27 protein-coding genes and 1 tRNA gene are annotated in these 26522 nt (G+C 71.0%); 13 read left to right on the top strand and 15 right to left on the bottom strand.

From position 1 onward, the window contains the following. Positions 1-123: 123 nt before the first annotated feature. Entirely contained in the window at positions 124-324 is a 201-nt protein-coding gene (locus tag ABD882_RS11725; protein WP_345187147.1) for a hypothetical protein, read from the bottom strand. After that, positions 317-3976 carry an AAA family ATPase gene (locus ABD882_RS11720; RefSeq protein WP_425563363.1) on the bottom strand — a complete coding sequence of 1220 codons (3660 nt, stop codon included), beginning with the start codon at positions 3974-3976 and terminating at the stop codon, positions 317-319. Before ABD882_RS11720 ends, ABD882_RS11725 begins: the two co-directional genes overlap by 8 nt. Before the next feature lie 199 nt (positions 3977-4175). Here ABD882_RS11720 and ABD882_RS11715 point away from each other — a divergent pair, with 199 nt between their 5' ends. The 4 genes from ABD882_RS11715 to ABD882_RS11700 all read left to right on the top strand — a co-directional run bounded on the left by ABD882_RS11715 (position 4176) and on the right by ABD882_RS11700 (position 7958). Further along, entirely contained in the window at positions 4176-4733 is a 558-nt protein-coding gene (locus ABD882_RS11715) for a methylated-DNA--[protein]-cysteine S-methyltransferase (RefSeq protein WP_345187143.1), read from the top strand. A gap of 133 nt (positions 4734-4866) precedes the next feature. Further along, positions 4867-5721 carry a LuxR C-terminal-related transcriptional regulator gene (locus tag ABD882_RS11710; protein ID WP_345187140.1) on the top strand — a complete coding sequence of 285 codons (855 nt, stop codon included), beginning with the start codon at positions 4867-4869 and terminating at the stop codon, positions 5719-5721. A 126-nt stretch (positions 5722-5847) separates the two neighbouring features. Continuing rightward, complete coding sequence (locus tag ABD882_RS11705) at positions 5848-6204, top strand: histone-like nucleoid-structuring protein Lsr2 (RefSeq protein WP_345187138.1); 357 nt, start codon at positions 5848-5850, stop codon at positions 6202-6204. A gap of 104 nt (positions 6205-6308) precedes the next feature. Then, a complete protein-coding gene (locus ABD882_RS11700) occupies positions 6309-7958 on the top strand; it encodes an MFS transporter (protein WP_345187136.1) in 1650 nt (549 codons plus the stop codon). 24 nt (positions 7959-7982) lie between these two features. Here the strand turns inward: ABD882_RS11700 and ABD882_RS11695 are convergent. From ABD882_RS11695 to ABD882_RS11675, 5 genes are all read right to left on the bottom strand, one after another. After that, positions 7983-8059, bottom strand: a tRNA-Arg gene (locus tag ABD882_RS11695). 32 nt (positions 8060-8091) lie between these two features. Beyond that, positions 8092-8589: an HNH endonuclease gene (locus ABD882_RS11690; protein ID WP_345187135.1), complete on the bottom strand. Its 498-nt coding sequence runs from the start codon at positions 8587-8589 to the stop codon at positions 8092-8094. Between the two features lie 309 nt (positions 8590-8898). Continuing rightward, positions 8899-9741 carry a M23 family metallopeptidase gene (locus tag ABD882_RS11685; protein ID WP_345187133.1) on the bottom strand — a complete coding sequence of 281 codons (843 nt, stop codon included), beginning with the start codon at positions 9739-9741 and terminating at the stop codon, positions 8899-8901. A gap of 238 nt (positions 9742-9979) precedes the next feature. Next, positions 9980-10825: a M23 family metallopeptidase gene (locus tag ABD882_RS11680; protein ID WP_345187130.1), complete on the bottom strand. Its 846-nt coding sequence runs from the start codon at positions 10823-10825 to the stop codon at positions 9980-9982. A 288-nt stretch (positions 10826-11113) separates the two neighbouring features. Continuing rightward, the gene (locus ABD882_RS11675) at positions 11114-11806 is read right to left on the bottom strand and encodes an iron-dependent transcriptional repressor DtxR (RefSeq protein ID WP_345187129.1); all 693 of its coding nucleotides are present in this window, start codon (positions 11804-11806) and stop codon (positions 11114-11116) included. A 158-nt stretch (positions 11807-11964) separates the two neighbouring features. Between ABD882_RS11675 and serC the strand changes: the two genes are divergently transcribed. Continuing rightward, the gene (gene serC / locus ABD882_RS11670; protein ID WP_345187127.1) at positions 11965-13077 is read left to right on the top strand and encodes a phosphoserine transaminase; all 1113 of its coding nucleotides are present in this window, start codon (positions 11965-11967) and stop codon (positions 13075-13077) included. Between the two features lie 81 nt (positions 13078-13158). Here serC and ABD882_RS11665 read toward each other — a convergent pair whose 3' ends face one another. Then, positions 13159-13812 (bottom strand): DUF3027 domain-containing protein, encoded by a 654-nt coding sequence (locus ABD882_RS11665; RefSeq protein WP_345187125.1) that lies wholly within the window; start codon positions 13810-13812, stop codon positions 13159-13161. After that, positions 13805-14185: a cold-shock protein gene (locus tag ABD882_RS11660; RefSeq protein WP_345187124.1), complete on the bottom strand. Its 381-nt coding sequence runs from the start codon at positions 14183-14185 to the stop codon at positions 13805-13807. Before ABD882_RS11660 ends, ABD882_RS11665 begins: the two co-directional genes overlap by 8 nt. 114 nt (positions 14186-14299) lie before the next feature. On the opposite strand from ABD882_RS11660, the gene ABD882_RS11655 reads away from it, so the two are divergent. From ABD882_RS11655 to ABD882_RS11645, 3 genes are read left to right on the top strand one after another with little or no spacing between them, the layout of a single operon-like run. Beyond that, positions 14300-14575, top strand: coding sequence for a multidrug ABC transporter ATPase (locus ABD882_RS11655; RefSeq protein ID WP_345187121.1), 276 nt, complete (start codon positions 14300-14302; stop codon positions 14573-14575). Positions 14576-14596: 21 nt separating this feature from the next. Then, positions 14597-16363, top strand: a complete 1767-nt coding sequence (locus tag ABD882_RS11650; RefSeq protein ID WP_345187119.1) for a helicase-associated domain-containing protein — start codon at positions 14597-14599, stop codon at positions 16361-16363. A 45-nt stretch (positions 16364-16408) separates the two neighbouring features. Continuing rightward, positions 16409-18052, top strand: coding sequence for a DNA repair helicase XPB (locus ABD882_RS11645; RefSeq protein WP_345187117.1), 1644 nt, complete (start codon positions 16409-16411; stop codon positions 18050-18052). A gap of 20 nt (positions 18053-18072) precedes the next feature. Here the strand turns inward: ABD882_RS11645 and ABD882_RS11640 are convergent, their stop codons facing one another. After that, complete coding sequence (locus tag ABD882_RS11640; protein ID WP_345187116.1) at positions 18073-18219, bottom strand: hypothetical protein; 147 nt, start codon at positions 18217-18219, stop codon at positions 18073-18075. A 4-nt stretch (positions 18220-18223) separates the two neighbouring features. Further along, positions 18224-18817 (bottom strand): NADPH-dependent FMN reductase, encoded by a 594-nt coding sequence (locus ABD882_RS11635; protein WP_345187114.1) that lies wholly within the window; start codon positions 18815-18817, stop codon positions 18224-18226. An 88-nt stretch (positions 18818-18905) separates the two neighbouring features. Between ABD882_RS11635 and ABD882_RS11630 the strand changes: the two genes are divergently transcribed. The 3 genes from ABD882_RS11630 (at position 18906) to ABD882_RS11620 (ending at position 21729) form a co-directional block, all read left to right on the top strand. Further along, entirely contained in the window at positions 18906-19598 is a 693-nt protein-coding gene (locus ABD882_RS11630) for a response regulator transcription factor (RefSeq protein ID WP_345187112.1), read from the top strand. Between the two features lie 3 nt (positions 19599-19601). After that, positions 19602-21311 carry a sensor histidine kinase gene (locus ABD882_RS11625; protein WP_345187110.1) on the top strand — a complete coding sequence of 570 codons (1710 nt, stop codon included), beginning with the start codon at positions 19602-19604 and terminating at the stop codon, positions 21309-21311. A gap of 130 nt (positions 21312-21441) precedes the next feature. After that, complete coding sequence (locus ABD882_RS11620) at positions 21442-21729, top strand: WXG100 family type VII secretion target (protein ID WP_345187108.1); 288 nt, start codon at positions 21442-21444, stop codon at positions 21727-21729. 73 nt (positions 21730-21802) lie between these two features. Here ABD882_RS11620 and groL read toward each other — a convergent pair whose 3' ends face one another. From groL to ABD882_RS11605, 3 genes are all read right to left on the bottom strand, one after another. After that, positions 21803-23422: a chaperonin GroEL gene (gene groL / locus ABD882_RS11615; protein WP_345187106.1), complete on the bottom strand. Its 1620-nt coding sequence runs from the start codon at positions 23420-23422 to the stop codon at positions 21803-21805. 118 nt (positions 23423-23540) lie between these two features. Next, positions 23541-24128: a LytR C-terminal domain-containing protein gene (locus tag ABD882_RS11610; RefSeq protein ID WP_345187104.1), complete on the bottom strand. Its 588-nt coding sequence runs from the start codon at positions 24126-24128 to the stop codon at positions 23541-23543. Between the two features lie 78 nt (positions 24129-24206). Continuing rightward, positions 24207-24464: a DUF3263 domain-containing protein gene (locus tag ABD882_RS11605; protein ID WP_345187102.1), complete on the bottom strand. Its 258-nt coding sequence runs from the start codon at positions 24462-24464 to the stop codon at positions 24207-24209. A gap of 106 nt (positions 24465-24570) precedes the next feature. Between ABD882_RS11605 and msrB the strand changes: the two genes are divergently transcribed. After that, positions 24571-24996, top strand: coding sequence for a peptide-methionine (R)-S-oxide reductase MsrB (msrB, locus tag ABD882_RS11600; RefSeq protein ID WP_345187258.1), 426 nt, complete (start codon positions 24571-24573; stop codon positions 24994-24996). After that, entirely contained in the window at positions 24993-25526 is a 534-nt protein-coding gene (locus ABD882_RS11595) for a nitroreductase family protein (RefSeq protein WP_345187100.1), read from the top strand. Before msrB ends, ABD882_RS11595 begins: the two co-directional genes overlap by 4 nt. On the opposite strand, the gene ABD882_RS11590 is transcribed toward ABD882_RS11595, so the two are convergent. Then, a complete protein-coding gene (locus ABD882_RS11590) occupies positions 25507-26520 on the bottom strand; it encodes a DMT family transporter (protein ID WP_345187098.1) in 1014 nt (337 codons plus the stop codon). The genes ABD882_RS11595 and ABD882_RS11590 overlap by 20 nt on opposite strands. Between the last annotated feature and the right edge of the window lie 2 nt (positions 26521-26522).

Raw genomic sequence — 26522 nt, 5'->3', positions numbered from 1 at the left:
TTCCCTGGCAGCGCTGCACCGTTCTGCGCGCTTGGCCACTCGCGCTGCAGTTCCCTGAATGCGCGGCGACGATATCGAGCGCACCTTCAGGAAAGAGCAGCGCGGGCGTTTCGTCGCGGGTGATCAGTAGTGCGGCGGCACCTCGCGGCGCATCCGGTCGTCGTTCGGACCGCCGGTTTCCTCCGCGGCGGCGGGCCCCTCACGGTCGCGCTCGTCCGGCTCGGCGTGAGTGCCGGGAGCCGCGGTCAGCTGCGCGCGCCGGGATCCGCGCACGCGGACGACCCGCTGCCGGTCCGCACCGTCACCGGCGGCTTCCTCAGGCATCCGGCCCGTCGATCGGCTGGGTGTCTCCGTCCACGTGTGGCGCGTCGTTCGGCACGTCGAGCACCTCGCCGATGCGGCGCGCGACGCCCGCCGGATCGCTGTACAGGTCGAAGGCGTGCACGCGGATGTAGTGCCAGCCGAGGCGCCGGAGCACCTGCGGACGCAGTCGCAGCGTCTCGCGCAGCGACTCCGGGCGGGATTCGGGATCCGGCTCGATGACGACGGCCTTGCCACGGTGCTGCGCGACCAGCGGCAGCAGACCGCGGTAGTCGACATCGACCGACACCCCGATCCGGCGCAGCTCCCGTGCCAGCGCGAGCGTGAGCGGATCCGCCTGATCCTCGGCGCGCTCCTCGCGGGCGTGCCCGGCGAGGTCCCCGAGGATCGACATGAGGGTCGCGGCCCCATGCTCGAGGCGCCCCTCATCGAATGAGGACGGACGGATCGATGACACGATCACCATCGAGCGACGCGCCCTGGTCATCGCGATCGTCAGCAGGCGGTCGCCGTCGGGCGTGGACAGATCCCCGAAATCGCTGAGCACTCTGCCGTGCTTGGTGACGCCGAAGCCGAGCGAGAGGATCACGCGATCGCGGCTCTCCGCTGCGGCCTCCTCGAGGGTCAGCACGACGAACGGCTCCTGCGTGTCGCGGCCCACGAAGTCGGCGACGTCCGAGCGGCCGGCGAAGGCCGCGGACACGGCGCTGAACACGCGCTCGGCGTGCGTGCGGCTGGCGGTGACCACCATGAGCGTCTCGGCGGGGCGGTGCACGGCGTGCTCGACGACGAGCGTGACCACGCGCGCCACCTCGGCCTCCGGGCTCTCCATCGCCCCCGTGACCGGGTGCGGGATCCCCACGCCGCCCTCGACGTAGTCGACCGCGAGGGATCCGCGGCCGAGGTACGAGCCCGCCCAGGGCAGCGAGACGATCTCGCCGCCGTAGAACGCGTCGTTGATGAGCTCGGCCAGGTCTTCGCCGCCCGCCCGGTAGCTGCGGGTCAGCGTGACCACGGGCAGCAGTTCGGAGAGCCGCTCGAACACCGACACGTCGTCGAACTCGGCCTCCTCGTCGCGATCCTCCGCCGGGACGGTCGCGACGTCGAACGCGGTGGGCTTCTGCGCGACGGGGTCGCCGAAGGCGACGACCTGGCGGGCCCGGCGGATCGCCGGTGTCGCCTCCGCGAGGTTGATCGCGGCGGCGTCGACGAGGATCACGGTGTCGAATCCGGCCGTGTCGGGGATGTCCGGCACCTGGTACGGCGAGGCGATCCAGACCGGGGCGAGCACGCGCATCAGGGTCGGCGCGGCGGTCATGAGCTCGGCCACCGTGGTGCGGCTGTTCGTCAGGCCGTGCCGCAGGTTCTGCGCCTCGGTCGCCTCGTCCACGATCGCGATCCGCCACTGCCCGCTCAGCTGCCAGGCCAGCAGCGGGCCGGACGCGGCCGCGTGGGCCTCGTCCACGAGCCGGAAGTCGCGTTCGAGGCGGTCGACGACCGCGGTGTTCGCGCCGAGCAGGGAGCGGTTGTTCTGCAGCGCCTGTTCGAGCAGCGACTGCCACCACGCGAACTCGAGTTCGGGGCCGACCCTGTCCTCGGCGAGGTGCCGGGTGGACAGGTCGATCAGCAGCGGCTCCAGGCCGAGGGCGGCGAGCTCGTCGCGGATCTGCGCGCGCTCGATCAGGTTCTCGAAGACGTCCGACTTGGCGGCGAGGCCGGCGAGGGTGCGCACCAGGCGGGCGACCGGCAGAGACGCGAGCGGCTCGCGGCGGCCCAGTGCGACGTCGAGCTCGGCGAGTTCGGCATCCACCTGCTGCGAAGCGACGGAGACGTCGGCCAGCCCGAGCGGGACTTCGGGCGCGACACCGGCGTCCACGTAGCGCTGCCATTGCGTGCGCTGCGACTGGATCCGGCTCAGCGCCTCATGCATGTCGCCGACGTGCGCACCCGGCCGCACGTACTCCTTCGCGAGCTTGCGCAGCCGGCGGCGATTCGGTCCGGTCATCGCGGCCGTGTCGCGACGGGCGCCGTGCGCCTTGATCAGCTCGCCCAGCGGCCGCTCGAAGACGGCGGGGGCGAAGCGGTCGAGGGAGTCACGGATGCCCTGCATCAGCCGCAGGTAGTCGCCGAGCTCCGAGATCGTCGCGAACGGACGCATCCGGGTCTGCGCGACGAGCTCGTAGCCGCGCTCCAGCAGGGCGGGCACGGTGCTCGCATGCAGGCGTTCGGCGAGCGCGTGCACCTTCCGCGCTTCCTCTGTGGAGGCGAACGTGACGCCGTACCAGGGCGAATCGTCGGGACCGAAGCGGAACTCGCCCAGCCGCGCCGCCTGCCGCAGGATCTCCGCCGCATGCGCGCGGTCGTCGGCGAGGCTCTGCAGGGCCTGCCGTCCGAGGCGCGCGGACGTCGACGGCGGCACCGGAAGCAGCGCCAGCCGGGTGAGCATGCGCGTCGCGTCCAGCACGCTGGCGTCGAGGGCCGGATCCCGCGCGGTGAGCGCTCGGCGGTAGTCGCGCAGCACGGTGCGCAGGCGCAGCAGCGCATCGTCGATCTCGGCCAGCTTGGGCGGCGTGGCCTTCTCGTTGCGGCCGATCGCGCGCACCAGATCGCGCCGGACCGAGGCGGGCGAGACGGCGAATCCGTCCAGCCCGATGCCGCTCAGCCGGTGCCGCACGCCGTCGAGGGTGGACCGGCGCGGCGAGACGACGAGCACGCGCTTGCCCGCACGCACGAGTTCGCCGATCGCGTTGATGACGGTCTGCGTGCCGCCGGTGCCCGGCAGCGTGGAGATGGTGAGCGAGTGCCCGGCGGCGATCCGGGCGAGCACCTGCTCCTGCTCCGCGTCGGCGTCGAGGAGGAGGTTGTCGGAGGCGGGGGCGCGATCGTCCGGTCCGGCAGCGGACGGGGTGGGTCCGGGTGACGTCACCCGCTCCCGATCGGCGACGTGGCCGGCGAGCGCATTCAGCACGGGGTGATCCAGCTCGTGCGCGTCCCGCGCCATCGCGGTGCCGACATCGGCGAACGTGGACACCACCATGCGCGGCTGCACGGAGAAGGTGTCGATCGTCGCCGTCGCCGCGCGCAGCATGTCGATCGCCGCCTGCGGCGCGAACACCCCGTTCTGATAGGCGAGGGCGGAGAGGCGGGCGTCGTCGATCGTGATCCCGAAGTGGTCGCGCGCGATGCGCACCAGCTCGGGGTTGACGAAGAACTGCCCGTGCAGCTTCAGCTCGTAGTCCGCGTAGTGCCGGCGGATCGCGAGCGGGCGCAGCAGCATGGGCGCGGCATAGTCGATGCCGCCGATCCGCCAGGTCGTGAGCCCCACCGCGAGATGCACGGCGTCGATGCCGCGCACGGTGCGCAGTTCCGTGTGCTTCGCGGTGATCCGATCGGCCGCGAGCCGCGCGGTGCGCAGCCCGACCTCATCGCGGAACAGGTTCGACAGCAGTGTGGAGCGGCCCGTGATGAACTGCGGCAGGCTGCCGGGGTGCGCCCGGGAGATGTCGATCCCCGCGGCGGAGACGTCGCGATAGGCCGTCAGCGGAGACGGCCCGCCGAGTTCGGCAGCCTCGGCCCTGAGCCGTGCGCGCTCGGTCGTCGCCGCATGCGCGACATCGACACCCGGCTCGGCCACGCTGACGTCGCTGGGCGTCACGGACTTCTCCTCCGCCGTCTTGCCGTCACGTCGCCACACACGACAAAGACTAGGCGTGCCGCGCGTGTGGAACCGTCAGATCCGCCGAGTTTCGGCCATTTGCACCGCTTTCCTCCTCCACAGCGGGCCTTTTCTGCACGGATTCCCCCGATTGCGTGAGCGCACCCCGGCCGCGGGCGGCGTGACGCAGGATGGGGGCATGACGTTCCGCTACGACTTCGCCGACACCCCGTTCGGTGATGCCCTCGTCGTGTTCTCCGACGAGGGCGTCATCGCCTTCGATCTCCCGGAGGGGCTGCACCGTGACGCGCCCTGGGCTCTCGAGGCGGCTGCGCGGCGCCTGCACGCGCTGCCGGAACCGGATCCGGGTGCCGCCGCCGAACTCGAAGCGCTGCTGCAGGCGTATTTCGCCGGCGAGCCGGTGCGCTTCGACGATCATCTCCGCCTGGACTGGCGGATGGTCGAGGGCTTCACCCGCGCCGCCCTGCAGGCCGTGTGCGAGATCCCGTGGGCGGAGAGCGCGAGCTACGGCGAGGTGGCCGCCCGTGCGGGCAGCCCCGGCGCCGCCCGCGCGGTGGGCACCGCCTGCCGCAACACCCCGTTCTCGATCATCGTGCCGGTGCACCGGGTCGTGCGCGCCGACGGTTCCGCCGGGCACTACGGGGCGCATCCGGAGCGCAAGCGGTATCTGCTCGATCTGGAGGCGGATGCGGCGGCCCGGCGGCGGCCCCAGAACGTCGTTCGCCCCGGCGTGTAGGCCGCCGGGGCGGGCGCGCACCTGCCCGCCATCGAATGCGATTGCGCGGCATTCGCACACGGCGGAAATGTGCCCGGTGCTAATCTCGACACGACAAAGGGCGGGGCCGTCGGGCCCGGGAAGCCGGTAGTGGGTGAACGCATTCGAACAGGTCGCGTCCGAGGCGGATCTGGTCGCGCAGGCGGTGCGCGAACTGGTGCGGCGCACCCGGTTCCCCGTCGCGTTCGGCGGACTGCTGTCTCGCGGCGAGGTCGCCGTCACCACCATTGTCGGAAATCGCACCGCAAGCCTGGAAGGCCTCAGGGTGCAACCGCAGCGCGGCCTCGGCGGCCGGGCGATGACCGAGCTGCGTCCGCGCATGACGCAGGACTACGGATCCTCCCAGCAGATCACCCACGACTACGACGGATTCGTGCTCGGCGAAGGTCTGCGCACCCTGCTCGCGATTCCCGTCGTGGTCGCGGGCCGTCCGCGCGGCGTCCTCTACGCCGGCGGCTGGGAGGCCGCTCCGGCGCGCGGCGTGGCCGCGGCGCCCGCGCTGCAGATCGCCGACGCCCTGGCCGCCGAGTTGCGCATCCGGGAGGAGGTGGAGCGCCGCCTCCACGCCGCGGACGCCCCGGTCCTGCCGATCGGGCTGAGCGCCGCGCAGCGTGAGGAGCTCCGGCAGAGCTATGCGGAACTGCGCAGCATCGCGGCGCTGGTGGGGGACCCGGCGGTGCGAGAGCGGATCGGAGAGGTCGAGCGGCGCATCCTGGCGCTCTCCTCTCCCCCGCCGGCGACGACAGCGCGCGCCACGCACCTGTCCCCCCGGGAGCGCGATGTGCTCGCGTGCGCCGCGCTGGGGCAGACCAACGCGCAGATCGCCGCGCAGCTCGGCCTGCGGGAATCGACCGTGAAGGCGTATCTCGGCACCGCGATGTCGAAGCTCGACGCACCGACCCGGCACGCCGCCGTCGCGCGCGCTCGCCGCGACGGCCTGATCCCCTGAACGGTGAGCCATCACGGCGTGGGATCCTGCTGATCACCTCGGGAATGCATGAGGCCGTGCTCATCGACCCCGGACACGAATGACATTCCGGCAATGCAATGATTGCCAGTTGCAATTCGTCCGCATATGTTTGTCGTCATGGCACGCAAAATCATTCATCAGCTCGTCGACGATATCGACGGTTCCGTCCTCGAAGTCGGAGAAGGCGAGACTGTTCATTTCTCTCTCGACGGCAACGCATTCGAGATCGACCTCACGGACGCACATGCCGCAGAACTCCGCGCGGCATTGGCACCGTACACATCCACGGGTCGGCGCACCCAGCGCGCGGGCGGCGGACGCCCCGCCGTGACGTCAAAGCGCCCGAACCGCAACCCCGAGACCGCGTCGATCCGCACCTGGGCCGGCGCGAACGGCTACAAGCTGTCGGACCGCGGCCGCATCCCGGCCACGGTGATCGAGGCGTACCGCGCCGCGAACTGACCGCCTGCACGACGAAGGGGCGTCCTCGGGCGCCCCTTCGTCGTGTCGGGGCCGTCCATCGAAGGATGGATGCGCCCTGGCGCGAGGAACGATGTACTGATGTGATGACCGCTTCCGACCCCGAACAGACTCCCTCCGCCCGCACCTGGGCCGGTCTCGCGGTGCTGGCGGTCGGGCTCGGCATGATCGTGCTCGACGGCACGATCGTGGGCGTCGGGCTGCCCGACATCATCCGCGACATCCACCTCACCCTGACGGATGCGCAGTGGGTCAACAGCCTCTACGCGGTCCTGCTCGCGGCCCTGCTGCTGTCCACAGGCCGGCTCGCCGACCGGTGGGGGCGCAAGCGGCTGTTCCTGGTCGGCGTCGGCGTCTTCGTCCTGGGCAGCGCACTCGCCTCCGGGGCATCGGCGGCCGGTCCCCTCATCGGCGCGCGTGCCGTGCAGGCGGTGGGCGCCGCGCTGATCATGCCGTCGACGCTGTCGACCGTGAACGCGGTGTTCCGCGGGCGCAATCGCGCCGTCGCGTTCGGCGTCTGGGGCGCCGTGATCTCGGGTGCTGCCGCGATCGGACCGCTGGCCGGGGGCGCCTTGACGCAGTGGGCCTCGTGGCACTGGATCTTCCTCGTGAACCTCCCGCTCGGGGTGCTCGTGTTCATCGCCGGGCTGCTGCTGGTGCCGGAGACCCGTGGCACGAAGGGGATCCGGCCCGGCGTGGACGTGGACGGCGCGCTGCTCAGCGGGATCGGATTCGGCGCGCTGGTCTTCGCCGTGATCGAGGGTCCCGATCTCGGCTGGTGGACGCCGAAGACGGATCTCGTCCTGTTCGGCTGGGTCTGGCCGTCCACCGCGCCGATCTCGGCGGTCCCCGTCGCCGCGGCGATCGCCGTCGTCGCGATCGCGCTGTTCGTGCGGTGGGAGAACCACCGCGAACGGGTGGAGCGCTCCGCCCTGCTGGATCTGCGCCTGTTCACGCTGCCCACGTTCTCGTGGGGCAACGTGACGGCGGCCATGGTCGCGGTCGGCGAGTTCGCGATCATCTTCGTCCTGCCCCTGTACCTCATCAACGTGCTGGCGCTGGATGTGCTCGGCGCGGGCGTCGTGCTCGCGGCGATGGCCCTCGGCGCGTTCGCATCCGGTGCCGCCGCCCGGCACCTCGCCGCGCGTTTCGGCGCGCCCGGCACCGTGCTCATCGGCCTGACCATGGAGGTGGCGGGAGCTGCCGTGCTCGCGCTGATCATGCAGGCCACGACGCCCGCGTGGGCCATCGCGATCCCCCTCGTCGTCTACGGCCTGGGGCTGGGCCTCGCCTCCGCGCAGCTCACCGGGACGGTGCTGCGCGACGTGCCGGTCGGCATCTCCGGCCAGGGCTCGGCCGCGCAGAGCACCGTCCGGCAGATCGGGTCGGCACTGGGCACCGCCTTCGCCGGCGCCGCGCTCTCCGTCACGCTGAGCCTCACTCTGCCGACCGCGCTCGGCGCCGTGGGCGTGACCGGCAGCGCGGCGGACCAGCTCACCAGCGCCGCACGGCAGTCGGCCGGCACGAGCATCGCGCAGCTGCGCGCGCAGGGCGCGGCGAGCCCCCTCGGCGCGCAGACCATGGACGCCGTCGGAGCGCTGTCCCGGGGCTTCACCGAGGGCGTGCGCTGGTCGCTGCTCATCGCGGTGGCGTTCCTGCTGCTCGGGCTCCTCGGCGCCGCGATGCTGCGTCGTGCCGCGACGCGGACGGAGCGGGTGCAGGCGGTGCCGGCGTAGCAGCGGCGCCGATTCCCGTCGCGATGGTGCCCCCGACAGGATTCGAACCTGCGACCTGCCCTTTAGGAGAGGGCCGCTCTATCCGACTGAGCTACGAAGGCGCCCTCCCAGTCTAACGACCGGCGAGGAGGCACTACGCCGCCGTCGCCAGGTAGGGCTCCCAGCTGGGATCGCTGCGCTCCGCTCCCCGCACGGTCCAGCCCCTGCCGCGCGGAGGTGCGGGTGTCAGCCTCAGCTCCCACCCCATCTCCTGCGGGGTGCGGTCGCTCTTCACGTTGTTGCAGCGCAGGCAGCACGCCACCAGGTTCTCCCAGGAATTCTTGCCCCCGCGGGAGCGCGGCAGCACGTGGTCGATGGTGGAGGCGCTCTTGCCGCAATACCCGCAGCGGCTGCCGTCACGGCGCAGCACCCCGCGGCGGGTGACCGGTGCGTACCGGGCCCGCGGCATGCGCACGTACCGGCTCAGCACGATCACGGCGGGTCTGTCGTAGCTCCCGCTCGCCGCCCAGACGGGATCATCGTCGACGCATTCGACGACCGACGCCTTCTTGTTCATGACCAGCACGAGCGCGCGTCGGAACGACACGATCGCCAGCGGTTCGTATCCTGCGTTGAGCACCAGAGTGCGCATCCTGCATCCCTTCGATCCGACCGGGACGGCTTCCCGGTCTCTCGACCGTGCGCAGGCGGAGGGCCCGCAGGATGACGAAAGGCGCCGTCTACGAGAGACGGCGCCTTACGCGCGCGACGACCCACCGGAGAGGGGCGCCGTGCAGATCCTGCGGGCGATGCCGAAGAACGAGGCGACCGAGTGCGTCCGTGGTTCGGACGACCGGTATTCGCTCCATCGAGTTCCTCCACCCTTGCGACGACGGGATCAGGCTAACCCATTGCGCACCGACCACCCGGAGAACTTCCGGTGAACAGCATCCGTGTCGGCTCAGCGGACGTTGACCTCGAGCCAGGCGAGCGGATCGATCGGGGTGCCGTTGATCTGCACTTCGAAGTGCAGGCAGGATCCCGCCGTCCAGCCGGTGCTGCCCACCTCACCCAGGTACTGGCCCGCGGTGACGCACTGGCCGACCTGGACGGCGCGGCTGCCGTACGTCATATGCCCGTACAGCGTGGAGACGGCGTTGGCGCCGCTGAGCGCCGGGTGCGAGATCATGACCGTCACGCCGTAGCCGCCGTAGCTCTCCTGCGAGACGGTGACGCAGCCGTCGGCGGCGGCGTAGATCGGAGTGCCGACGGGCGCGGCGAAGTCCTGGCCCGTGTGGATGCGCCCGCCGTCACGGGGAGCCCCGTAGCCGTCGGTGAGCGTGTAGGAGCCGGCGGCCATCGGATAGATGACCTGACCCGGTTGCGCGATCGGCGCCATCGAGGTGCGCAAGGAGGTCGTCGCCGGGCGCGCGGCGGCGGCCTCGGCAGCGGCTTTCGCCGCTTGAGCGGCGGCGTCTGCGGCCTTCTTCTGCGCGATCTCATCCGGCGTGGTCGCGGTGAAGGCGCTGCGCTCGTCCGGGGCCGCCGTCGCTTCGGACGCGACCACGATCGACTGCGCGTGCCCCGCCGCGAGCTGCTGCGACGTCACCGCGGCGGCCTGCGTCGTGGGCGCGCCGGAGGCGAACGCCGGCAGGGCGATCGCGGCGACCAGGGCGCCCACCGCGCTGAGGATCACCACCGTGCGCATGGTGCGCACGACGCCGCCGGCGGAGCGATTGTGCTTCGGGCCGCGGGTCGGGGGCGCGGCGACGGACTTCTCGGACGGTTCGAGTTCAGCGGCCAAAAGGTTTCTCCTGGCCTCGGCGCAGGCGCCACTCGTCCTCATTGTTCGGTGCACACTCGCGTCGGGACACACGTGCACGAATCAGCCGGTGACGGCGACGAGCCGGGAGGCAACCGTCATGGCGATCGTCGACGGGCTTCTCGCCGACGATTCTTCGACGTTACCCGAACGTGACGTTCATGTCATCCCTGGAACCTGAGGATCCCCCGGACGCCGTGAAAGCGTCCGCTGTCGATGCTCAGCCGGCGTTCGCGGCGAGCCAGGACTCGGGATCCACGATGCCGCCGCCGATGTGCACCTCGAAGTGCAGGTGCGATCCGTACGAGTTGCCCGTGTTGCCCACCATTCCGATGAGCTGCCCCGCCGCGACCTGCTCGCCCTGCTGGACCAGCCGGCTGCCGTAGACCATGTGCCCGTAGCGCGATTCCACGCCCGTGCCGTTGATGTCGCTCTGGATGATGATGCACACGCCGTAGCCGCCGATGCTCTCGGCGGACCCGGTCACGGTGCCCGCCATGGACGCGTAGATCGGGGTGCCCTGCGGGGCGAGCATGTCCCAGCCCTGGTGCCCGCGGCCGGACCCCGGGCCCTCGCCGCTCGTGTAGCTGCCGGGCAGCAGCGGGTAGCGGATCAGGCCCGATCCCGGTGCGACCATCGCGTAGCCGGCATAGGACGGCGACGAGGCGGGCTGTGCGGCCCTGGCGGCCGCCGCGGCGGCGACTTCAGCCGCGCGGGCCGCCGCGGCGGCCTCGGCCTTCTTCGCCTCGATCTCGCCGGGCGTGGTCGCGGTGAACGTGCTGCGCTCGCTGGTCGCCTGCGTCGCCTCGGAGGCGACGACGATCGACTGCGCGTTGTCGGCGGCGATCCGCTGCGTCGTCACGGGTGCGGCACCGGCCGTCCCGTTCGCCGAGGCGAAGGCGGGCAGGGCGATGGCGCCGACCAGCGCGCCCACCGCGCCGAGGATGGCGATCGTCCGGACCGGACGCACCATGCCGCGGTAGCGGGATCCCGCAGCCGGACGCGTGGTCGCGCCCTCGCTGCCGACGACGGCGCTCTTCTTCTCGATCGGGTTCTGTGCTGACAAGACGGTCCTCCGGCCTCTGCGCGCGAGGCGCCGGTTCGTCGTCGTTCGGGTAGGCCCGCACAGGGCGCGGACACAGATCTCCCCACGACGGCGACGGACCGATGAGGCGAGCGCCGTGGAGGCCGACAGCGGGCTTCTCGCCGACGACCCTTCGACGCTATCGGAAAGTCACGATCATGTCACGCTCAGCAAAGGATCTGCTGATCGTTGATTCGGCGCAGGTCGACGCGGTCGCACTCAGGCGATGTCCAGACACGGATCCGTTCCGGCGACGCGCCGCGGATCCGTTCAGGCGACGAGGAAGATGTGCGAGGCCAGTTCGACGGGCAGCTCGAGTCCCTCATCCTTGCCGTCGACCTCGATGAGCACGTAGCCCTCGTTGAAGCGGAATCGGCCGCGTGCGCCCGGCACGACGCCCGCGTCCCGGAGCTGCTCCAGCAGCTCGGGATCGACCTGCGCGGGCTCCGCGAGTCGGCGCACGGTGCCCTCGGTCGGCGTCCCCACCGTGTTCATGTGCACGACGAGGCCGATCACGCCTTCGTCGAAGGTGCGGGACGGGGCTCCGCCGAGCTGGTCGAGTCCGGGGATCGGGTTCCCGTAGGGGGATTCGGTGGGGTGCCCGAGCAGCTCGACCAGGCGACGCTCCACCTGCTCGCTCATCACGTGCTCCCAGCGGCAGGCCTCCTCGTGCACGTACGCCCAGTCCAGTCCGATGACATCGGAGAGCAGCCGCTCCGCGAGGCGGTGCTTGCGCATGACGTCGACGGCCTTGCGGCGGCCGGCCTCGGTGAGCTCGAGCCTGCGGTCCTCGGAGACGACGACCAGGCCGTCGCGCTCCATCCGTCCGACCGTCTGCGACACCGTCGGCCCGGAGTGGCCGAGACGCTCGGAGATGCGCGCGCGCAGCGGCACGATGTTCTCCTCCTCGAGTTCGAGGATGGTGCGGAGGTACATCTCCGTGGTGTCGATCAGATCGGTCATGGATCCCCCTGTGCTCTCGGACACTCCGTCACGCTTTGTTAGGCAAGCCTACCTTCTGCCGCATGGCCGGGATCCCGGCCGTCGGCGCCCCGCGGGCAGCGCCGTCACAGGCTGTCACGCGGTCGGGCGGCAGCCATGCCGAACTCTAGACTCGGTGCATGGCGATCGAGATTCCCCGCGACCTTCTGCCCGTCGACGGCCGCTTCGGATGCGGTCCGTCCAAGATCCGCCCGGAGCAGGTCAGCGCTCTCGCGGCGGTGGGGTCCAGTCTGCTGGGAACCTCGCATCGGCAGGCTCCCGTGAAGAACCTGGTGCGCAGCGTCCGCGAAGGTCTCTCCTCGCTGTTCCGCCTGCCCTCCGGCTACGAGATCATCGTCGGCAACGGCGGCTCGACCGCGTTCTGGGACGCGGCCGCGTTCGGGCTCATCGAGAACCGCAGCCAGAACCTGGTCTCGGGCGAGTTCGGCGGCAAGTTCGCCGCCGCCGCGAAGACCCCGTGGCTGCAGGATCCCGATGTCCGCCGGGCCGAGCCGGGCACGCGTGCGGCCTGGGAGGTCGTCGAGGGCGTGGACGTGTACGCCTGGCCGCACAACGAGACGTCCACCGGTGTCGCCTCGCCCGTCGAGCGCGTGCCCGCCGACGGCGCCCTCACCGTGATCGACGCGACCAGCGCGGCCGGGGGCATCGAGGTCGACCTCGCCGAGACGGATGTCTACTACTTCGCGCCACAGAAGAACCTCGGTTCGGACGGCGGGCTGTTCTTCGCCGCGGTCTCCCCCGCGGCGATCGAGCGGATCGAGCGGATCGCGACCTCGGGGCGGTACATCCCGGAGTTCCTCAGCCTGAAGAACGCCGTCGACAACTCGCGCCTCGAGCAGACGCTGAACACCCCGGCGCTGGCGACCCTGCACCTGCTGGACTCGCAGCTGCAGTGGATCAACGACCAGGGGGGGCTCGCCTGGGCCGCCGCACGCACCGCGGAATCCTCGCAGGAGCTGTACCGCTGGGCGGAGGCGAGCACGGTGGCCACCCCGTTCGTGTCGGATCCCGCCGACCGCTCCCCTGTGGTCGCGACCATCGACTTCGACGAGTCCGTCGACGCCGCGGCGGTCGCGAAGACGCTGCGCGCGAACGGGATCGTCGACACCGAGCCGTACCGGAAGCTCGGCCGCAACCAGCTGCGCATCGCGACGTTCGTGTCGATCGAACCGGACGACGTGCGCCAGCTGATCCGCTCGATCGACTACGTGCTGGAGCACCAGGGGTCCTGACCCGGACCGTCCTGACATGAGAAAGGCGCCACCCGTGCGGGTGACGCCTTTCTCAGGTGTGCGGCGTGCGTGCCGCGCCGATCACTCCTCCTCGGAGTCGTGATCCGGCGCGAAGTCGTCGGCTGCGGAGTCGTCGAGCGCGGAGTCGTCGAGCTCATCGATGTCGACGCCGTCGAGGTCGCCGGCGTGCAGGTGCGGGGCGAGATCCTCGTCCTCGTCCTCGTCCAGATCGTCGTCATCCTCGAGGTCGGCGTCGAGGTCGTCGAGATCGTCGTCCGCATGCTCGTCCGATCCGTCGCCGTCCGTCCCGTCGGCGTCCGCGCCGGACTCGGCCTCGGCCGACGCGGCGAGTTCGGCCTGATGGGCGCGGTAGTCGGCGAGACGCTCGGCCCAGGGCACCCACTCCGGTGCGAGCAGCGCGCCGGCGCCGGGCAGCAGCTCGGCCTCGAGCACCGTCGGCTCCTCGTCGCCGACCTGGGCGAGGGTGACCGTCCAGTACCAGCCCGGGTAGCCGGCGAGGCGGTTCTCGAACCGCAGCGAGAGCACGCCGTCGGTCTCCGGCAGGTAGCCGGCGGCCGGGCCCACGGACGATGCCGGGGTGATCTCGTGCAGCGCGGCGAGCGCGAGATCCCGCGCGCCGAGCAGCCGTTCGCTGACGACGGGGGCAGAGACCGGCGCCGCCTCCTGGGCGGTCGTGGGCTCGGCCGATGCCGGCTCCGAGCCGGACTCAGGCATCGAAGTCCTCGGCCACCGTGCGCAGCATCGCCGCGATCTTGCGGCCGTGGCTGGAGGACGGGTACCGGCCGCGCCGGAGGTCGCCGCCGATGCCGTCGAGCAGCTTGACGAGATCCTCCACGATCACCGCCATGTCGTCTGCCGGCTTGCGCTTCGCCTTAGCCAGGCTGACCGGAGCATCGAGCACGCGCACCGACAGCGCCTGCAGACCGCGTTTGCCGTCGGCGACGCCGAACTCGACGCGGGAACCGGCCTTGACGGCGGTGCCGGCGGGGAGGGACGTGGCGTGCAGGAAGACGTCCTGGCCGTCATCGGTGGTGATGAAGCCGAACCCCTTCTCGTCGTCGTAGAACCTGACCTTGCCGGTGGGCATGGGAGAACCTCGCTGCGTGACTCGGGATGCCGGATCCGAAGGACCCGATCTGGGCGCGTGCGGAAGCCCGCACCCCACCAGCCTACCGGTCGCGGAGCGGGTAGGCTGGGACGGATGAGCACTCCGCCGCATGCCGACGAGCCAGAGATCCGCGCGATCGATCGGTTCCTCACCTTCGGCGCCCTCGCTCTCGCCGCGCTCTCCGTGATCTGCTTCTTCACGATCATCATCGGCACCGCCGTCGGGATGAAGCAGGCGGACTTCACGCACGGCGCCTGGCCGATCGTGGGCGTCTTCCCGTTCTGGGGTCTGCCGATCGCGTTCCTGCTGATCATCGCGCTGCTCATCATGAGTTCGGTGCGGAGAGGCCGCGCTGCCCGGCGTTCCTGACGCCGGCGAGCCGCTCGTGCCATGAGCACCCACGCGCGACTTCTCGCCGAGGCTCTCTCGGCGCGCACGGACGAGGACCTGGCCGCCCTGTTCGCCCGCCGCGAGGTACGCCCCGAGAACGGCTGGAACGACTTCTTCGACGCCGCAGAAGGGCTCCTCGACGCGGCCTCGCTGGCCCGGATCCTGCCGCGGTTGACCCGCGCCGAGGCGGTCGCGCTGAGCCGTGCCGCGAACGGAGCGGATCCGGGCGATGCCGCGAATGCCCTCCGCGACCTGGCGCTGCTGTCGCCGTCCGGCGGATCCGTTCCCCCTCCCGTCGCCGCCGCGGTCGCCGGACGAGAGGTCCCGGAGCCCGCTCCGACGGCACCGGCGGTGCCCGTCCCGGCCGACGAGTCCTCCTCCGCCAGCGCGGCGGAACGCGCCTTCACCACGGTCGCGACCCTGGCCGACGCTCTGCTGCTGGCCGAGGAGGCGCCGCTCGCGCTGCTGGCCGGCGGGACCGTGGGCCTGTCCGAGAAGCGCCGGCTGGTCGAACGCGGCCTCCCCGACGCGGTGCCGCTGCTCGACGACCTGCTCGCACTCGGGTCCGAGGCAGGCCTGCTGCGCCCCGTGGAGCGCACCCTCAGCCTCGCCGATGAGGGCGCCGCCTGGCTGCGGCTGCCCGGACCCGCCCGCTGGGCGCAGCTGGTCGCGGGTTTCCGCGCGGCGCTGCCGCCGGCGCTGCGTACCGCGGAGGGCGGCTGGATCCGGCTCGAATGCTGGCCGGGCGAGCACCCCTGGGATCCGGCGTGGGCGGCGAAGGCCGCATCGCTGGCGCGGCAGGCGCGCCTGCTCGGGCTCGTCGCGGATCAGGATGCCGGGTCGGGTGCCGACTCGGGTGCCGGAATCTCCGAGATGCCCTGGGCGGCAGCAGCGCGGCGCGGAGAAGACCCGGATCCGGCCGCGCTCGCCCCCTTCGTGCCGGCCGAGGTGGATCGGATCTTCCTGCAGAACGACCTCACCGCGATCGCCCCCGGTCCGCTGCTGCCCGCGCTCGACCTGCGCCTGCGCGGCATGGCGGCACGCGAGTCCGCCAGTCAGGCGTCGTCCTACCGGTTCACGGCCGATTCGCTCACGAGCGCGCTGTCGGCCGGCGAGCGCGCCGAGTCGATCATCGCCTTCCTGGAGGAGATCTCGCTGACGGGCGTGCCACAGCCGCTGCGCTACCTCCTCTCCCAGAGCGCCGCCCGGCACGGCCAGGTGCAGGTCGGCACCGATCCCGAGACCGGGCGCACCCGGATCCGCAGCGGCGACGTCCACCTGCTCGACGCGATCGGGGTGGATCAGGCGCTGCGTCCGCTCGGCTTGATCCCGGAGGACGATTCGCTCACCACCCGGGTCAACCGCGACACGGTGTTCTGGGCGCTCACCGACGAGCACTACCCCGCGGCGCTCGTTGACCGGCAGGGCGGTGTGGAGCGCCCGTCGCGCACGCACGCCACGGCTCCCGTCGCTGAAGAGCCGGCCGAGGTCCGGTATGCGCCGCTCATCGCGCGGCTGCGCGACGCCCGGGGAACGGATGCGGACGCCGCGTGGCTGGAGCGCGAGCTCGAGCACGCGGCGAGGCAGCGGGCCGTCCTCGCGGTCGCGGTGGCGATGCCGGACGGATCCACGCGCGAACTCGTGCTCGAGGTGACCGGGTTCGGCGGGGGCCGACTGCGCGGCAGGGACCGCGCCGGAGACGTGGAGCGCACCCTGCCGATCCGCTCGATCCTGTCCACTCGTGCCGTCGAGGAGCCGGGATCCTGACCGCCGCGGACCGACCGACACCGGCGACCGGTAGACTGGACCGCTATGTCTGATGGCCCGTTGATCGTCCAGAGCGACCGCACCGTGCTGCTCGAAGTCGCACACGCCGATGCTGAGAGCGCCCGGCACGAGCTGGCGATCTTCGCCGAGCTGGAGCGCGCGCCCGAGCACATCCACACCTACCGGATCACCCGGCTCGGACTGTGGAACGCGCGAGCCGCGGGGCACACCGCCGAAGACATGCTCGACACGCTCGACCGCTGGTCCCGTTTCCCGGTGCCGCCGTCGGTCTCGGTCGACATCCGCGAGACCGTGAACCGCTACGGCCGGCTCGTGATCGAGCGCGACAACGAGGGCCTGCTCGTGCTGCGCTCGACCGACCCGGCCGTGCTCACCCAGGTCGCCGGGAACAAGCGGATCCAGCCGCTGCTCATCGGGCACCCCACCCCCGACTCGTACGTCGTCGACGCCTGGGCGCGCGGCCAGATCAAGCAGGAGCTGCTGAAGATCGGCTGGCCGGCGGAAGATCTGGCCGGCTACACCCTCGGCACGCCGCACGAGATCGCGCTCGCGGAGACCGGCTGGGAGATGCGCCCCTATCAGCGCCAGGCCGTCGACGCCTACGAGAAGGACGGATCCGGCGTGGTCGTGCTCCCCTGCGGCGCCGGCAAGACGATCGTCGGAGCCGCGGCGATGGCGGCGACCAAGACCACCACGCTCATCCTCGTCACGAACGCCGTGTCGGCGCGGCAGTGGCGTGATGAGCTGATCAAGCGCACCAGCCTCACCGCGGAGGAGATCGGCGAGTACTCCGGGCAGGTGAAGGAGGTCAAGCCGGTCACGATCGCGACCTACCAGATCCTCACCGCGAAGCGGAAGGGCGAGTACGCCCATCTCTCGCTGCTCGACGCGATGGACTGGGGTCTGGTGATCTACGACGAGGTGCACCTGCTGCCTGCACCGGTGTTCAAGCTCACCGCCGATCTGCAGGCGCGGCGGCGGATCGGGCTCACCGCGACCCTCGTCCGCGAGGACGGCCGCGAGGGCGACGTGTTCAGCCTGATCGGGCCCAAGCGGTTCGATGCGCCGTGGAAGCAGATCGAGGCGCAGGGCTTCATCGCCCCGGCCGCCTGCTACGAGGTGCGGGTGGACCTGCCGCCGGACGACCGGCTGGAGTACGCCGCCGCCACCGACGACGAGCGCTACCGGCTCGCGGCGTCCGCACCCGCGAAGATCTCGGCGGTGCGCGAGCTCATCGCCCAGCACCCCGGCGAGCGGATCCTCGTGATCGGGCAGTACCTGGATCAGCTGGAGACGCTGTCCGAGGCGCTGAACGCGCCGCAGATCACGGGCGCGACGTCTGTGGACGAGCGCGAGCGGCTGTACAAGCAGTTCCGCGAGGGCGAGATCGAACTGCTCGTGGTCTCGAAGGTCGCGAACTTCTCGATCGACCTGCCGGAGGCATCGGTGGCGATCCAGGTGTCCGGATCCTTCGGATCCCGTCAGGAGGAGGCACAGCGCCTCGGTCGCCTGCTGCGCCCCAAGGAGTCGGGGCACACCGCGAGCTTCTACACGCTCATCGCCCGCGACACGGTCGACCAGGACTACGCGCAGAACCGTCAGCGCTTCCTGGCTGAGCAGGGCTACAGCTACACGATCATGGACGCGCACGACCTCGAGCTCGCCTGAGCACCGCGCTCATGGCCTGATCAGTTCGACGGCTCCTCACCCGGTCGCAGCCCGCAGCGCCAGCACGGGGCGGTGAGATCATCCAGCAGTGCACCGCACTCCGGGCACACCTGGGAGAGCCAGCATGCGGCGTCGCCGCCGTACTCCTCGTCCTCCATGCGGCTCACCGGCTCAGGGGCGCGGGATGACCGTGAGCACGCGCAGGATGTGCTCCGCGAACGCCGTCATGTACATGCGCAGGAAGTCCTCCGTGGCGGGCACCGTGACCGTGCCGTCGTCGTCCACCAGCCCCTGCGTGAACTGGATGTAGGCCTCGGGGGACGTCATCTGGCGCGCATTCAGGAAACCCAGAGTGCTGCGCAGGGACTGCTGTGCGACCGCGGTGCCGATCGCGCCGGTCGACGCACCGATCACACCGGTGGGTTTGTTCAGCCAGACGTTCTTGCCCCAGGGGCGGCTTCCCCAGTCGATCGCGTTCTTCAGTGCACCGGGAACGGATCGGTTGTACTCCGGCGTCACGAACAGCAGCGCGTCGGCGCTCGCGACGGCGGCCTTGAAGTCCAGCGCGACCTGGGGAAAGTCAGCATCGAAGTCACGGTTGTAGAGCGGCAGATCCGCGTACGAGATGTCGAAGAACTCGAACTCCGGCGGGGCCAGCCGACTCAGCGCTTTCGCCAGCTTCCGGTTGATCGATTGCGCGGACAGGCTGCCGACGATGACGCCGATCCGATAGGGGGGCTGGTGCGCGATGATCTCGATCTTCATGCGAATACTCTGCCCCCGCGACCCATGCATCGCCAGGGGAATCGCCCGCAATCAGCACGAACAGGGATCCGGTCACCATAATGGGGGCATGACTGAAGCGCGCATCCTGGTCGTCGACGACGAACCCAACATCCGCGATGTCCTCTCCACGGGCCTGAGCTTCGCCGGATTCTCGGTGAAGACGGTCGCCAACGGCGCGGCCACGATCTCGGCCGTGCTGGAGGAGGAGCCCGACCTCATCATCCTCGACGTGATGCTCCCCGACATGAACGGATTCAGCGTCACCAAGCGGCTGCGGGGTGCGGGGTTCACGGCTCCGATCCTGTTCCTCACGGCGAAGGACGAGACCGAGGACAAGATCGAAGGACTCAACGCGGGCGGCGACGACTACGTCACCAAGCCGTTCGCGCTGGATGAGATCGTCGCCCGCGCCCAGGCCATCCTGCGCCGCACCATGCAGGCCGACGAGGAGTCCGTGATCCGTGCCGGAGAGCTCTCCATGGACCAGGACACGCACGACGTGTTCGTCGGCTCCAGCCCGATCGAGCTCAGCCCGACCGAGTTCAAGCTGCTCCGGTACCTCATGCTGAACCCCAACCGCGTGCTGTCCAAGGCGCAGATCCTCGACCACGTCTGGGAGTACGACTTCAACGGCGACGCCGGCATCGTGGAGAGCTACATCTCCTACCTCCGCCGCAAGATCGATCCGCACACCGAGGAGCCGGTCATCCAGACCAAGCGCGGCTTCGGCTACATGCTCAAAGTGGGGAAGTCCGCGTAACGGATGGCGAACAGTCCTGACGCGATCACGCGGTGGTGGCGCCGGATCAGCCTGCGGGCCAAGGTCACGGGCGTCACCGTCGGCGTGCTCGCGCTGGGGCTGGTGGTCACCGGGGTCGGCACCATGCCGATCCTCCGCAACCTCCTGATCAGCAACGTCGAATCGCAGCTGCCGACGCTGGTCACGAGCGATCTCGCGACCATCTCCGCAGACGGATCCGGGAAGTTCACGGTCACGCTGAAGGACGAGACCCTGCGCCTCTCCGACTATTTCGTCGCGATCTACAACCCCGAGGGCACGCTGGTGTACTCCGGCGGTGGTGGCGAGAAGGCCGTGAAGCCGGCGTTCCCCGCCACGTATCCGCTGGCCGTCGCGACCCAGGACGCGGCGCGCAGCGAATCGCGCGTGCTGACCGGCAAGGACGGATCCGAGTTCCGTGCCGCCGTGGCGGTGCGCGAGGATCCCACCACCAACGTCACCTACACCCAGGTCGTCGCGCTGTCGCTGGACGAGGTCGATCGCATCATCGCCACGTTCTTCGGGGTGTTCACCACCGTCGCGCTCGTGACCATCATCATCGCCGCGCTGCTCACCCGGGGCCTGGTCACCCTGACGTTCCGGCGTCTGGGCCGGGTGGAGTCGACGGCGATGGCGATCGCGGCCGGCGACTTCAGCCAGCGCCTCACCGATCTGGAGCCGACCACCGAGGTGGGCCGGCTGAACAGCGCCATCAACACGATGCTCGATCGCGTCGACGCCTCACTCGCGCAGCGCGACCGCACGGTGCAGCAGATGCGGCGCTTCATCGGCGACGCCAGCCACGAGCTGCGCACCCCGCTGGTGAGCGTGCGCGGCTATGCGGAGCTGTACCGCATGGGCGCGATCAAGCCCGGCGAGGACACCACGCGGGCGATGGACCGGATCGAGAAGGAGGCGCTGCGGATGGGCGTGCTCGTCGAGGATCTGCTGGCTCTCGCCCGCCTCGACGAACAGCGTCAGCTCACCATTGAGCCGCTCGATCTGCGGCCCCTCGCCCAGGACGCGGCGCTCGACGTGCGGGCGGCATCGCCGCAGCGGCCCGTCACCGTCGTCGACATGACCGCGGAGGCCCGGCCTGTCGCGCCGGCGGAGCCTTCCCCCACCGCGGTCACGCAGACCACTCTCACGACCAGGACGACGCCCCCGCGCGGACGGATCCCGGCGATCCTGCGTCGTCGCCCGCGCGAGGATCCCGCCCTCCCGGAGATCGACTTCTCCGAGGCCGTGGTCGTGCCCGTCTCCACGCCGCCGATCGTGCTCGGCGAGGAGAACAAGGTGCGTCAGGTGATCGCGAACCTGCTCGGCAACGCCCGGCGCTTCTCTCCCGAGGATTCGCCGATCGAGGTCGTCGTGGGCGCGGATCGGCATCGCGGCGTCGGCTGGTTCTCGATCGTGGACCACGGCGAGGGCGTGCCGGAGCAGATCAGGGATCAGATCTTCCAGCGGTTCTGGCGCGCCGACTCGTCGCGCACCAGGGACACCGGGGGCGCCGGACTCGGACTCGCGATCGTGGCCTCGATCGTGCGCGCCTTCAACGGCTCGGTGCAGGTCACCGAGACCCCCGGCGGCGGTGCCACGTTCACGGTGTCCCTGCCGCTCGCGCCCTCCCGCTCGACGCCGGAGCACCTGCTGCAGGACACGCAGCCCATCGAGCCGCTCGACCTGTCGCGCTGACACGCCGCGGGTGCTCCCGCACAGTGCGCGTCGGCGCCGGACTCTGCACCGATTGCGTGCGGGCGCCTCAGCGGCCCCGCCGCGCTGTCTAACGTCGATCGCATCAGACACACTCGACGAAGGGATCCCCATGTCCGTCTACACCGTTGACACCGAGGCCGTGCTCAGCACGACGAACGCCGTGCGCGGCACCGCCGACCGGCTCCAGACCGAGGCCACGACCATGATGGCGCAGCTCACCGGACTGCAGTCGTCCTGGACCGGTTCGGCCGCCATCGCCTGCCAGAACGCAGCCGAGCAGTGGCGCGGCGCGTATGCGCACGTGGAGCAGGCCCTCGCCGCGATCGCGCAGGCGATGAGCGCGGCCGGGCAGCAGTATGCGCAGGCCGAGGACTACTCCGCCTCGCTGTTCCGCTGAGCGCGCGCGGAGCCGACACGCCAGAAGGCTCCCGGGACGGATCCCGGGAGCCTTCTGAAAGGGGTGCCTGGACTCAGAAGTCCATGCCGCCGGACGGGTCGCCCATCGGGGCGGCCGCCTTCTCCGGCTTGTCGGCCACGACGACCTCGGTGGTGAGGAACAGGCCGGCGATCGACGCGGCGTTCTGCAGCGCCGAGCGGGTGACCTTGGCCGGGTCGATGATGCCCTGTGCGAACATGTCGCCGTACTCGCCGGTCGCGGCGTTCAGGCCGTGTCCGATCGGCAGTTCGGAGACCTTGTGCGCCACGACGCCCGGCTCGAGCCCGGCGTTCAGCGCGATCTGCTTGAGCGGCGCCTCGATCGCGACGCGCACGATGTTCGCGCCGGTCGCCTCGTCGCCCTCGAGCTGGAGACCCGCGAGGGCCTTCGTGCCGGACTGGATCAGGGCGACGCCACCACCGGCGACGATGCCCTCTTCGACGGCAGCCTTCGCGTTGCGGACGGCGTCCTCGATGCGGTGCTTGCGCTCCTTGAGTTCGACCTCGGTGGCCGCGCCCGCCTTGATGACGGCCACGCCGCCGGCGAGCTTGGCGAGGCGCTCCTGCAGCTTCTCGCGGTCGTAGTCGCTGTCGGTGTTCTCGATCTCGCGACGGATCTGCGTGACACGACCGGCGAGCTGCTCGGCGTCGCCGGCACCCTCGATGATCGTGGTCTCGTCCTTGGTGACGATGACCTTGCGCGCACGGCCCAGCAGGTCGAGGGTCGCGTTCTCGAGCTTGAGACCGACCTCCTCGGTGACCACGGTGCCGCCGGTGAGGATCGCGATGTCCTGCAGCTGCGCCTTGCGGCGGTCGCCGAAGCCCGGAGCCTTGACGGCGACGGACTTGAAGATGCCGCGGATCTTGTTCAGCACCAGCGTCGCGAGGGCTTCGCCCTCGACGTCCTCGGCGATGATGACGAGCTCCTTGCCGTCCTGGATCACCTTGTCGACGATCGGCAGCAGATCCTTGATGTTCGAGATCTTCTGGTTCGCGATGAGGATGTACGCGTCCTCGAAGACCGCCTCCTGGCGCTCCGGGTCCGTGACGAAGTAGGGGTTCAGGTAGCCCTTGTCGAAGCGCATGCCTTCGGTGAGCTCGAGCTCGGTGCCGAACGTCTGCGACTCCTCGACGGTGACGACGCCTTCCTTGCCGACCTTGTCGATGGCCTCGGCGATGAGCGCGCCGATCTCCGGGTCCGCGGCCGAGATCGACGCGGTGGCGGCGATCTGCTCCTTGGACTCGATCTCCTTGGCGGAGGCGAGCAGCTCGGCCGTGATGGCGGCGACGGCCTTCTCGATGCCCTTCTTCAGGCTGATCGGGTCGGCACCGGCGGCCACGTTGCGCAGGCCCTCGCGGACGAGCGCCTGGGCGAGCACGGTGGCTGTGGTGGTGCCGTCTCCGGCGACGTCGTCGGTCTTCTTGGCGACCTCCTTGACGAGCTCCGCGCCGATCTTCTCGTACGGGTCGTCGAGTTCGATCTCCTTGGCGATGGAGACGCCGTCGTTCGTGATCGTGGGCGCGCCCCACTTCTTCTCGAGCACGACGTTGCGGCCGCGCGGGCCGAGGGTCACCTTGACCGCGTCGGCCAGGATGTTCAGGCCGCGCTCGAGGCCGCGGCGGGCCTCCTCATCGAAAGCGATGATCTTTGCCATGAGTACTGTCGTCCCTCCTGGACGTAGACAATGGGGGTTAGCACTCAGATCAGCCGAGTGCTAAAGCCAGTCTGGCACTCGACCCCTGAGAGTGCAAGCCGCCGCCGCGGCGCGCGGGTCAGCCTCCCGAGCCGCCCGACGTGTCCGCCGGCGTCGGCGCGTTCTTCGCGAGATCCAGGCCGAGCACCACCGTGAGCTGCTTCTGCCCCTGCACGACGTCGTTCGCGTACACGTCGCTCTGGGCGGTGTTCGTCGCCCCGATCAGCGCCGCGAGCGCCTCTGCGCCCGCCTTGTCCGCCGGGGTCTGGTAGTAGACCGTCGTGACGGCGATGTCCTGCTTGTCGGCGTCGGCGGCCGCCACCGCGGTGCCGGGGAAACCGGCGTTCACGATGGTGTCGCGGGTCGCGGTCGCGAACCCTGTCGCTGTGGTCCCGTTCAGCACGAACACCGCGTAGGACGTGTCCAGCGCGGGCTTGGTCGGCGTGGCGGTCGGGCTGATGCTGGGAGCCGGCGCCGAGCCGAAGCTGATCTTGTCCATGGCGACCATCGCCGCGAAGATGCCCACCGCGATGAGCACCACGGTCGCCACCGCGGCCCAGAGCAGCACGAACCAGCCGTGCATGCCGGGGTTCTCGGCACGGTGGGCGCCGACGCGTCCCTGGGCATGCGGGATCACGTCGAATCGGTCGCGCGCGGATTCAGGCATTCCCCGATGTTATCCGGACGAGCCCTGAGGATCCCCGCACACGACGGGCGCGGGTGGGCGCCGCGCGGATGGGCGCCCTCAACCCGCCGACGCGGCGGTGCGATCGTCGCGTCGACGCGCTGCGTCGTCCCGGATGCGGCGCAGACGACGCACCAGCAGAGGATCCTGCACCAGCGCCTGCTCCGTGTCGATCACGCGGTCCAGCAGCTGGTAGTACCGGGCCGGCGTCAGCTGCAGCTCGGCGCGGATCGCCTCCTCCTTGGCACTCGAGTGCCCGGGCCGGCGCGCCTCGAAGGTGAGGATCACCCGATCGCGGTCGCTGAGGAGGTCGGTCACCTGATCAGGGTACGTCCGAGAACCCCGCGCCCCGGGGCGGCGCGCGGCGCGGTCGCCCCGTCCTGCTCCGATCGCGGGAGAATGGATGAGAACCCCGGGAGGATCCATGTCGCACCGCGTGACCAAGACCGATGCCGAGTGGCGCGCCGAGCTCGCCCCGCAGCAGTTCGCCGTGCTGCGTGAAGCCGCGACCGAGCGCCCGTGGACCGGCGAACTGCTCGACGAGCACCGCGCGGGGCTGTACACCTGCGGTGCGTGCGGGGCCGAGCTGTTCCGCAGCGGCACCAAGTTCGACTCGGGCTGCGGCTGGCCCAGCTTCTACGAGTCGGTGCGCCCCGAGGCGGTGCAGCTGATCGAGGACACCACGCTCGGGATGGTGCGCACCGAGGTGCGCTGCGCGAACTGCGGCTCTCACCTCGGGCACGTCTTCCCCGACGGCTTCGGCACCCCGACCGGCGACCGGTACTGCATGAACTCGATCGCACTGTCGTTCCAGCCCGACGCCGCCCAGCCGGACGACAGCGCCGCATGACCGCACTCGAGGCGGTCCGCGCCCGGCAGTCGTGGTCGAAGGTCACCCCCGATGCCCCCACTCGCGAGGAGCTGCTGCCGCTCATCGCCGCGGCGGGACGCGTGGCGGATCACTCCGCGCTGCAGCCGTGGCGGCTCATCGAGCTGCGCGGCGAGGACCGCGTGCGTCTCGGGCGGGCCATCTCCGTCGTCCGCCAGGAGCGCGATCCCTCGACCAAGCCCCTGCGTGCGTCGCTCCTGATCGCCGTCGTGGCCAGCTTCCGGCCGAGCGAGAAGGTGCCGCGCTGGGAGCAGGAGGCCGTCGCCTCCGGGGTGGCGCACACGCTGAGCCTGCTGCTGGACGAGGCGGGCTGGGGCGTCATGTGGCGCACCGGCGACTACACACGCAGCCCCGAGGTGGCCGCCCTGCACGGGCTCGGCCCGGACGAGGCGCTGCTCGGCTGGCTCTACGTCGGCGGCAAGCCGGATCGCTCCCCCGGCAGCCGTCGCGAGGTCGACGCCGCCCCGCTGCTCACCGCCCTGCCGGGCTGAGCGGATCCGCCAGGGGCGCCGCGCCGCGATGCGCGCGCGTCCGCCAGGGCAGCGCGACCAGCACGGACAGCACCGCGGCCAGCACCATCACCGCGACCTGCCAGGCGGCGGGCCCCGACGCCGGCGGCCACAGCGCGTCGATGAGCACCGAGACGACGAGCTGGCCGAGCACCGCGCCCAGGCCCATCAGCAGCACTCCGGTCCGCGCCACGATGACCACGCCCAGCAGGATGTACGAGGCGCCCAGCAGTCCGCCGAGGTAGAGCCAGAGGTTGCCCGGGAACGCCGCGGGGAACGCCGCGGGCGGGCCGGTGACGAGCATGCTCGCGATCGCCGCGATCGCGAGCACCGCCACCCCGCCGACGAAGCTCATGAAGGTCGCGCCGAGCGGTGACGCGATGCGCTGACCGAGCCGTCCGTTCACGGCGGACTGGAAGGCGATCCCCGCGCCGGTCAGGAGCGGCAGCACGAGCATCCACAGCGGCGCGCGGGCCAGCACGTCTCCGCCGAGCGAGACACCGACGGCCACGAGCGCACACAGCCCACCGAGCAGACGTCCGGGGGTGACTGCGACGACACCGGCAGGGCCGAACCCGAGCCGGTCCAGCAGCAGCCCGTGCAGCGTCTGCCCCGCCACGACGCCGACCGTGAACAGCGCGACGCCGAGAACGCCGGCGACGAGTCCCTGGGTCGAGACCGTGAGCGCGCCGCAGGCGCCGCCGACCAGCATCCACCACGGCACGCGGCGGGTGCGGATCCCGCTCCACAGCCGGCCGAGGCCGGCGCGACCGGAACGGGTGAGCAGCACCGGCACGCAGAGCAGCACCAGGCCGACCGCGAAGGACACGAAGCCCGCCAGGATGCCGTTGTCGATCCGCACGCCGAGCTGGCCGTTCACCCGGGCCTGGATCGCGGTCATCGCGCCGATGGACACCGCCCCGGCGAGGGCGAGCAGGGATGCCCGACGCCCGCCGCTGGTCTGGGGATCCGTCACCG

This window comes from Microbacterium panaciterrae, from assembly GCF_039541635.1.
GTDB classification, from domain to species: Bacteria; Actinomycetota; Actinomycetes; order Actinomycetales; family Microbacteriaceae; genus Microbacterium; species Microbacterium panaciterrae.
Note: the sequence above shows the minus strand (reverse complement) of the source record. Positions and strands in the feature narration are given on the sequence as shown.

What these genes read in the sequence shown, in the direction of transcription:
- ABD882_RS11690 (WP_345187135.1), bottom strand. Translation starts at nt 8,589, where the DNA reads ATGCGCACTCTGGTGCTCAACGCAGGATACGAACCGCTGGCGATCGTG.
- ABD882_RS11725 (WP_345187147.1), bottom strand. Translation starts at nt 324, where the DNA reads ATGCCTGAGGAAGCCGCCGGTGACGGTGCGGACCGGCAGCGGGTCGTC.
- ABD882_RS11620 (WP_345187108.1), top strand. Translation starts at nt 21,442, where the DNA reads ATGTCCGTCTACACCGTTGACACCGAGGCCGTGCTCAGCACGACGAAC.
- ABD882_RS11645 (WP_345187117.1), top strand. Translation starts at nt 16,409, where the DNA reads ATGTCTGATGGCCCGTTGATCGTCCAGAGCGACCGCACCGTGCTGCTC.
- ABD882_RS11635 (WP_345187114.1), bottom strand. Translation starts at nt 18,817, where the DNA reads ATGAAGATCGAGATCATCGCGCACCAGCCCCCCTATCGGATCGGCGTC.
- ABD882_RS11625 (WP_345187110.1), top strand. Translation starts at nt 19,602, where the DNA reads ATGGCGAACAGTCCTGACGCGATCACGCGGTGGTGGCGCCGGATCAGC.
- serC (WP_345187127.1), top strand. Translation starts at nt 11,965, where the DNA reads ATGGCGATCGAGATTCCCCGCGACCTTCTGCCCGTCGACGGCCGCTTC.
- ABD882_RS11660 (WP_345187124.1), bottom strand. Translation starts at nt 14,185, where the DNA reads ATGCCCACCGGCAAGGTCAGGTTCTACGACGACGAGAAGGGGTTCGGC.
- msrB (WP_345187258.1), top strand. Translation starts at nt 24,571, where the DNA reads ATGTCGCACCGCGTGACCAAGACCGATGCCGAGTGGCGCGCCGAGCTC.
- ABD882_RS11610 (WP_345187104.1), bottom strand. Translation starts at nt 24,128, where the DNA reads ATGCCTGAATCCGCGCGCGACCGATTCGACGTGATCCCGCATGCCCAG.
- ABD882_RS11655 (WP_345187121.1), top strand. Translation starts at nt 14,300, where the DNA reads ATGAGCACTCCGCCGCATGCCGACGAGCCAGAGATCCGCGCGATCGAT.
- ABD882_RS11715 (WP_345187143.1), top strand. Translation starts at nt 4,176, where the DNA reads ATGACGTTCCGCTACGACTTCGCCGACACCCCGTTCGGTGATGCCCTC.
- ABD882_RS11650 (WP_345187119.1), top strand. Translation starts at nt 14,597, where the DNA reads ATGAGCACCCACGCGCGACTTCTCGCCGAGGCTCTCTCGGCGCGCACG.
- ABD882_RS11675 (WP_345187129.1), bottom strand. Translation starts at nt 11,806, where the DNA reads ATGACCGATCTGATCGACACCACGGAGATGTACCTCCGCACCATCCTC.
- ABD882_RS11705 (WP_345187138.1), top strand. Translation starts at nt 5,848, where the DNA reads ATGTTTGTCGTCATGGCACGCAAAATCATTCATCAGCTCGTCGACGAT.
- ABD882_RS11595 (WP_345187100.1), top strand. Translation starts at nt 24,993, where the DNA reads ATGACCGCACTCGAGGCGGTCCGCGCCCGGCAGTCGTGGTCGAAGGTC.
- ABD882_RS11630 (WP_345187112.1), top strand. Translation starts at nt 18,906, where the DNA reads ATGACTGAAGCGCGCATCCTGGTCGTCGACGACGAACCCAACATCCGC.
- ABD882_RS11700 (WP_345187136.1), top strand. Translation starts at nt 6,309, where the DNA reads ATGACCGCTTCCGACCCCGAACAGACTCCCTCCGCCCGCACCTGGGCC.
- ABD882_RS11665 (WP_345187125.1), bottom strand. Translation starts at nt 13,812, where the DNA reads ATGCCTGAGTCCGGCTCGGAGCCGGCATCGGCCGAGCCCACGACCGCC.
- groL (WP_345187106.1), bottom strand. Translation starts at nt 23,422, where the DNA reads ATGGCAAAGATCATCGCTTTCGATGAGGAGGCCCGCCGCGGCCTCGAG.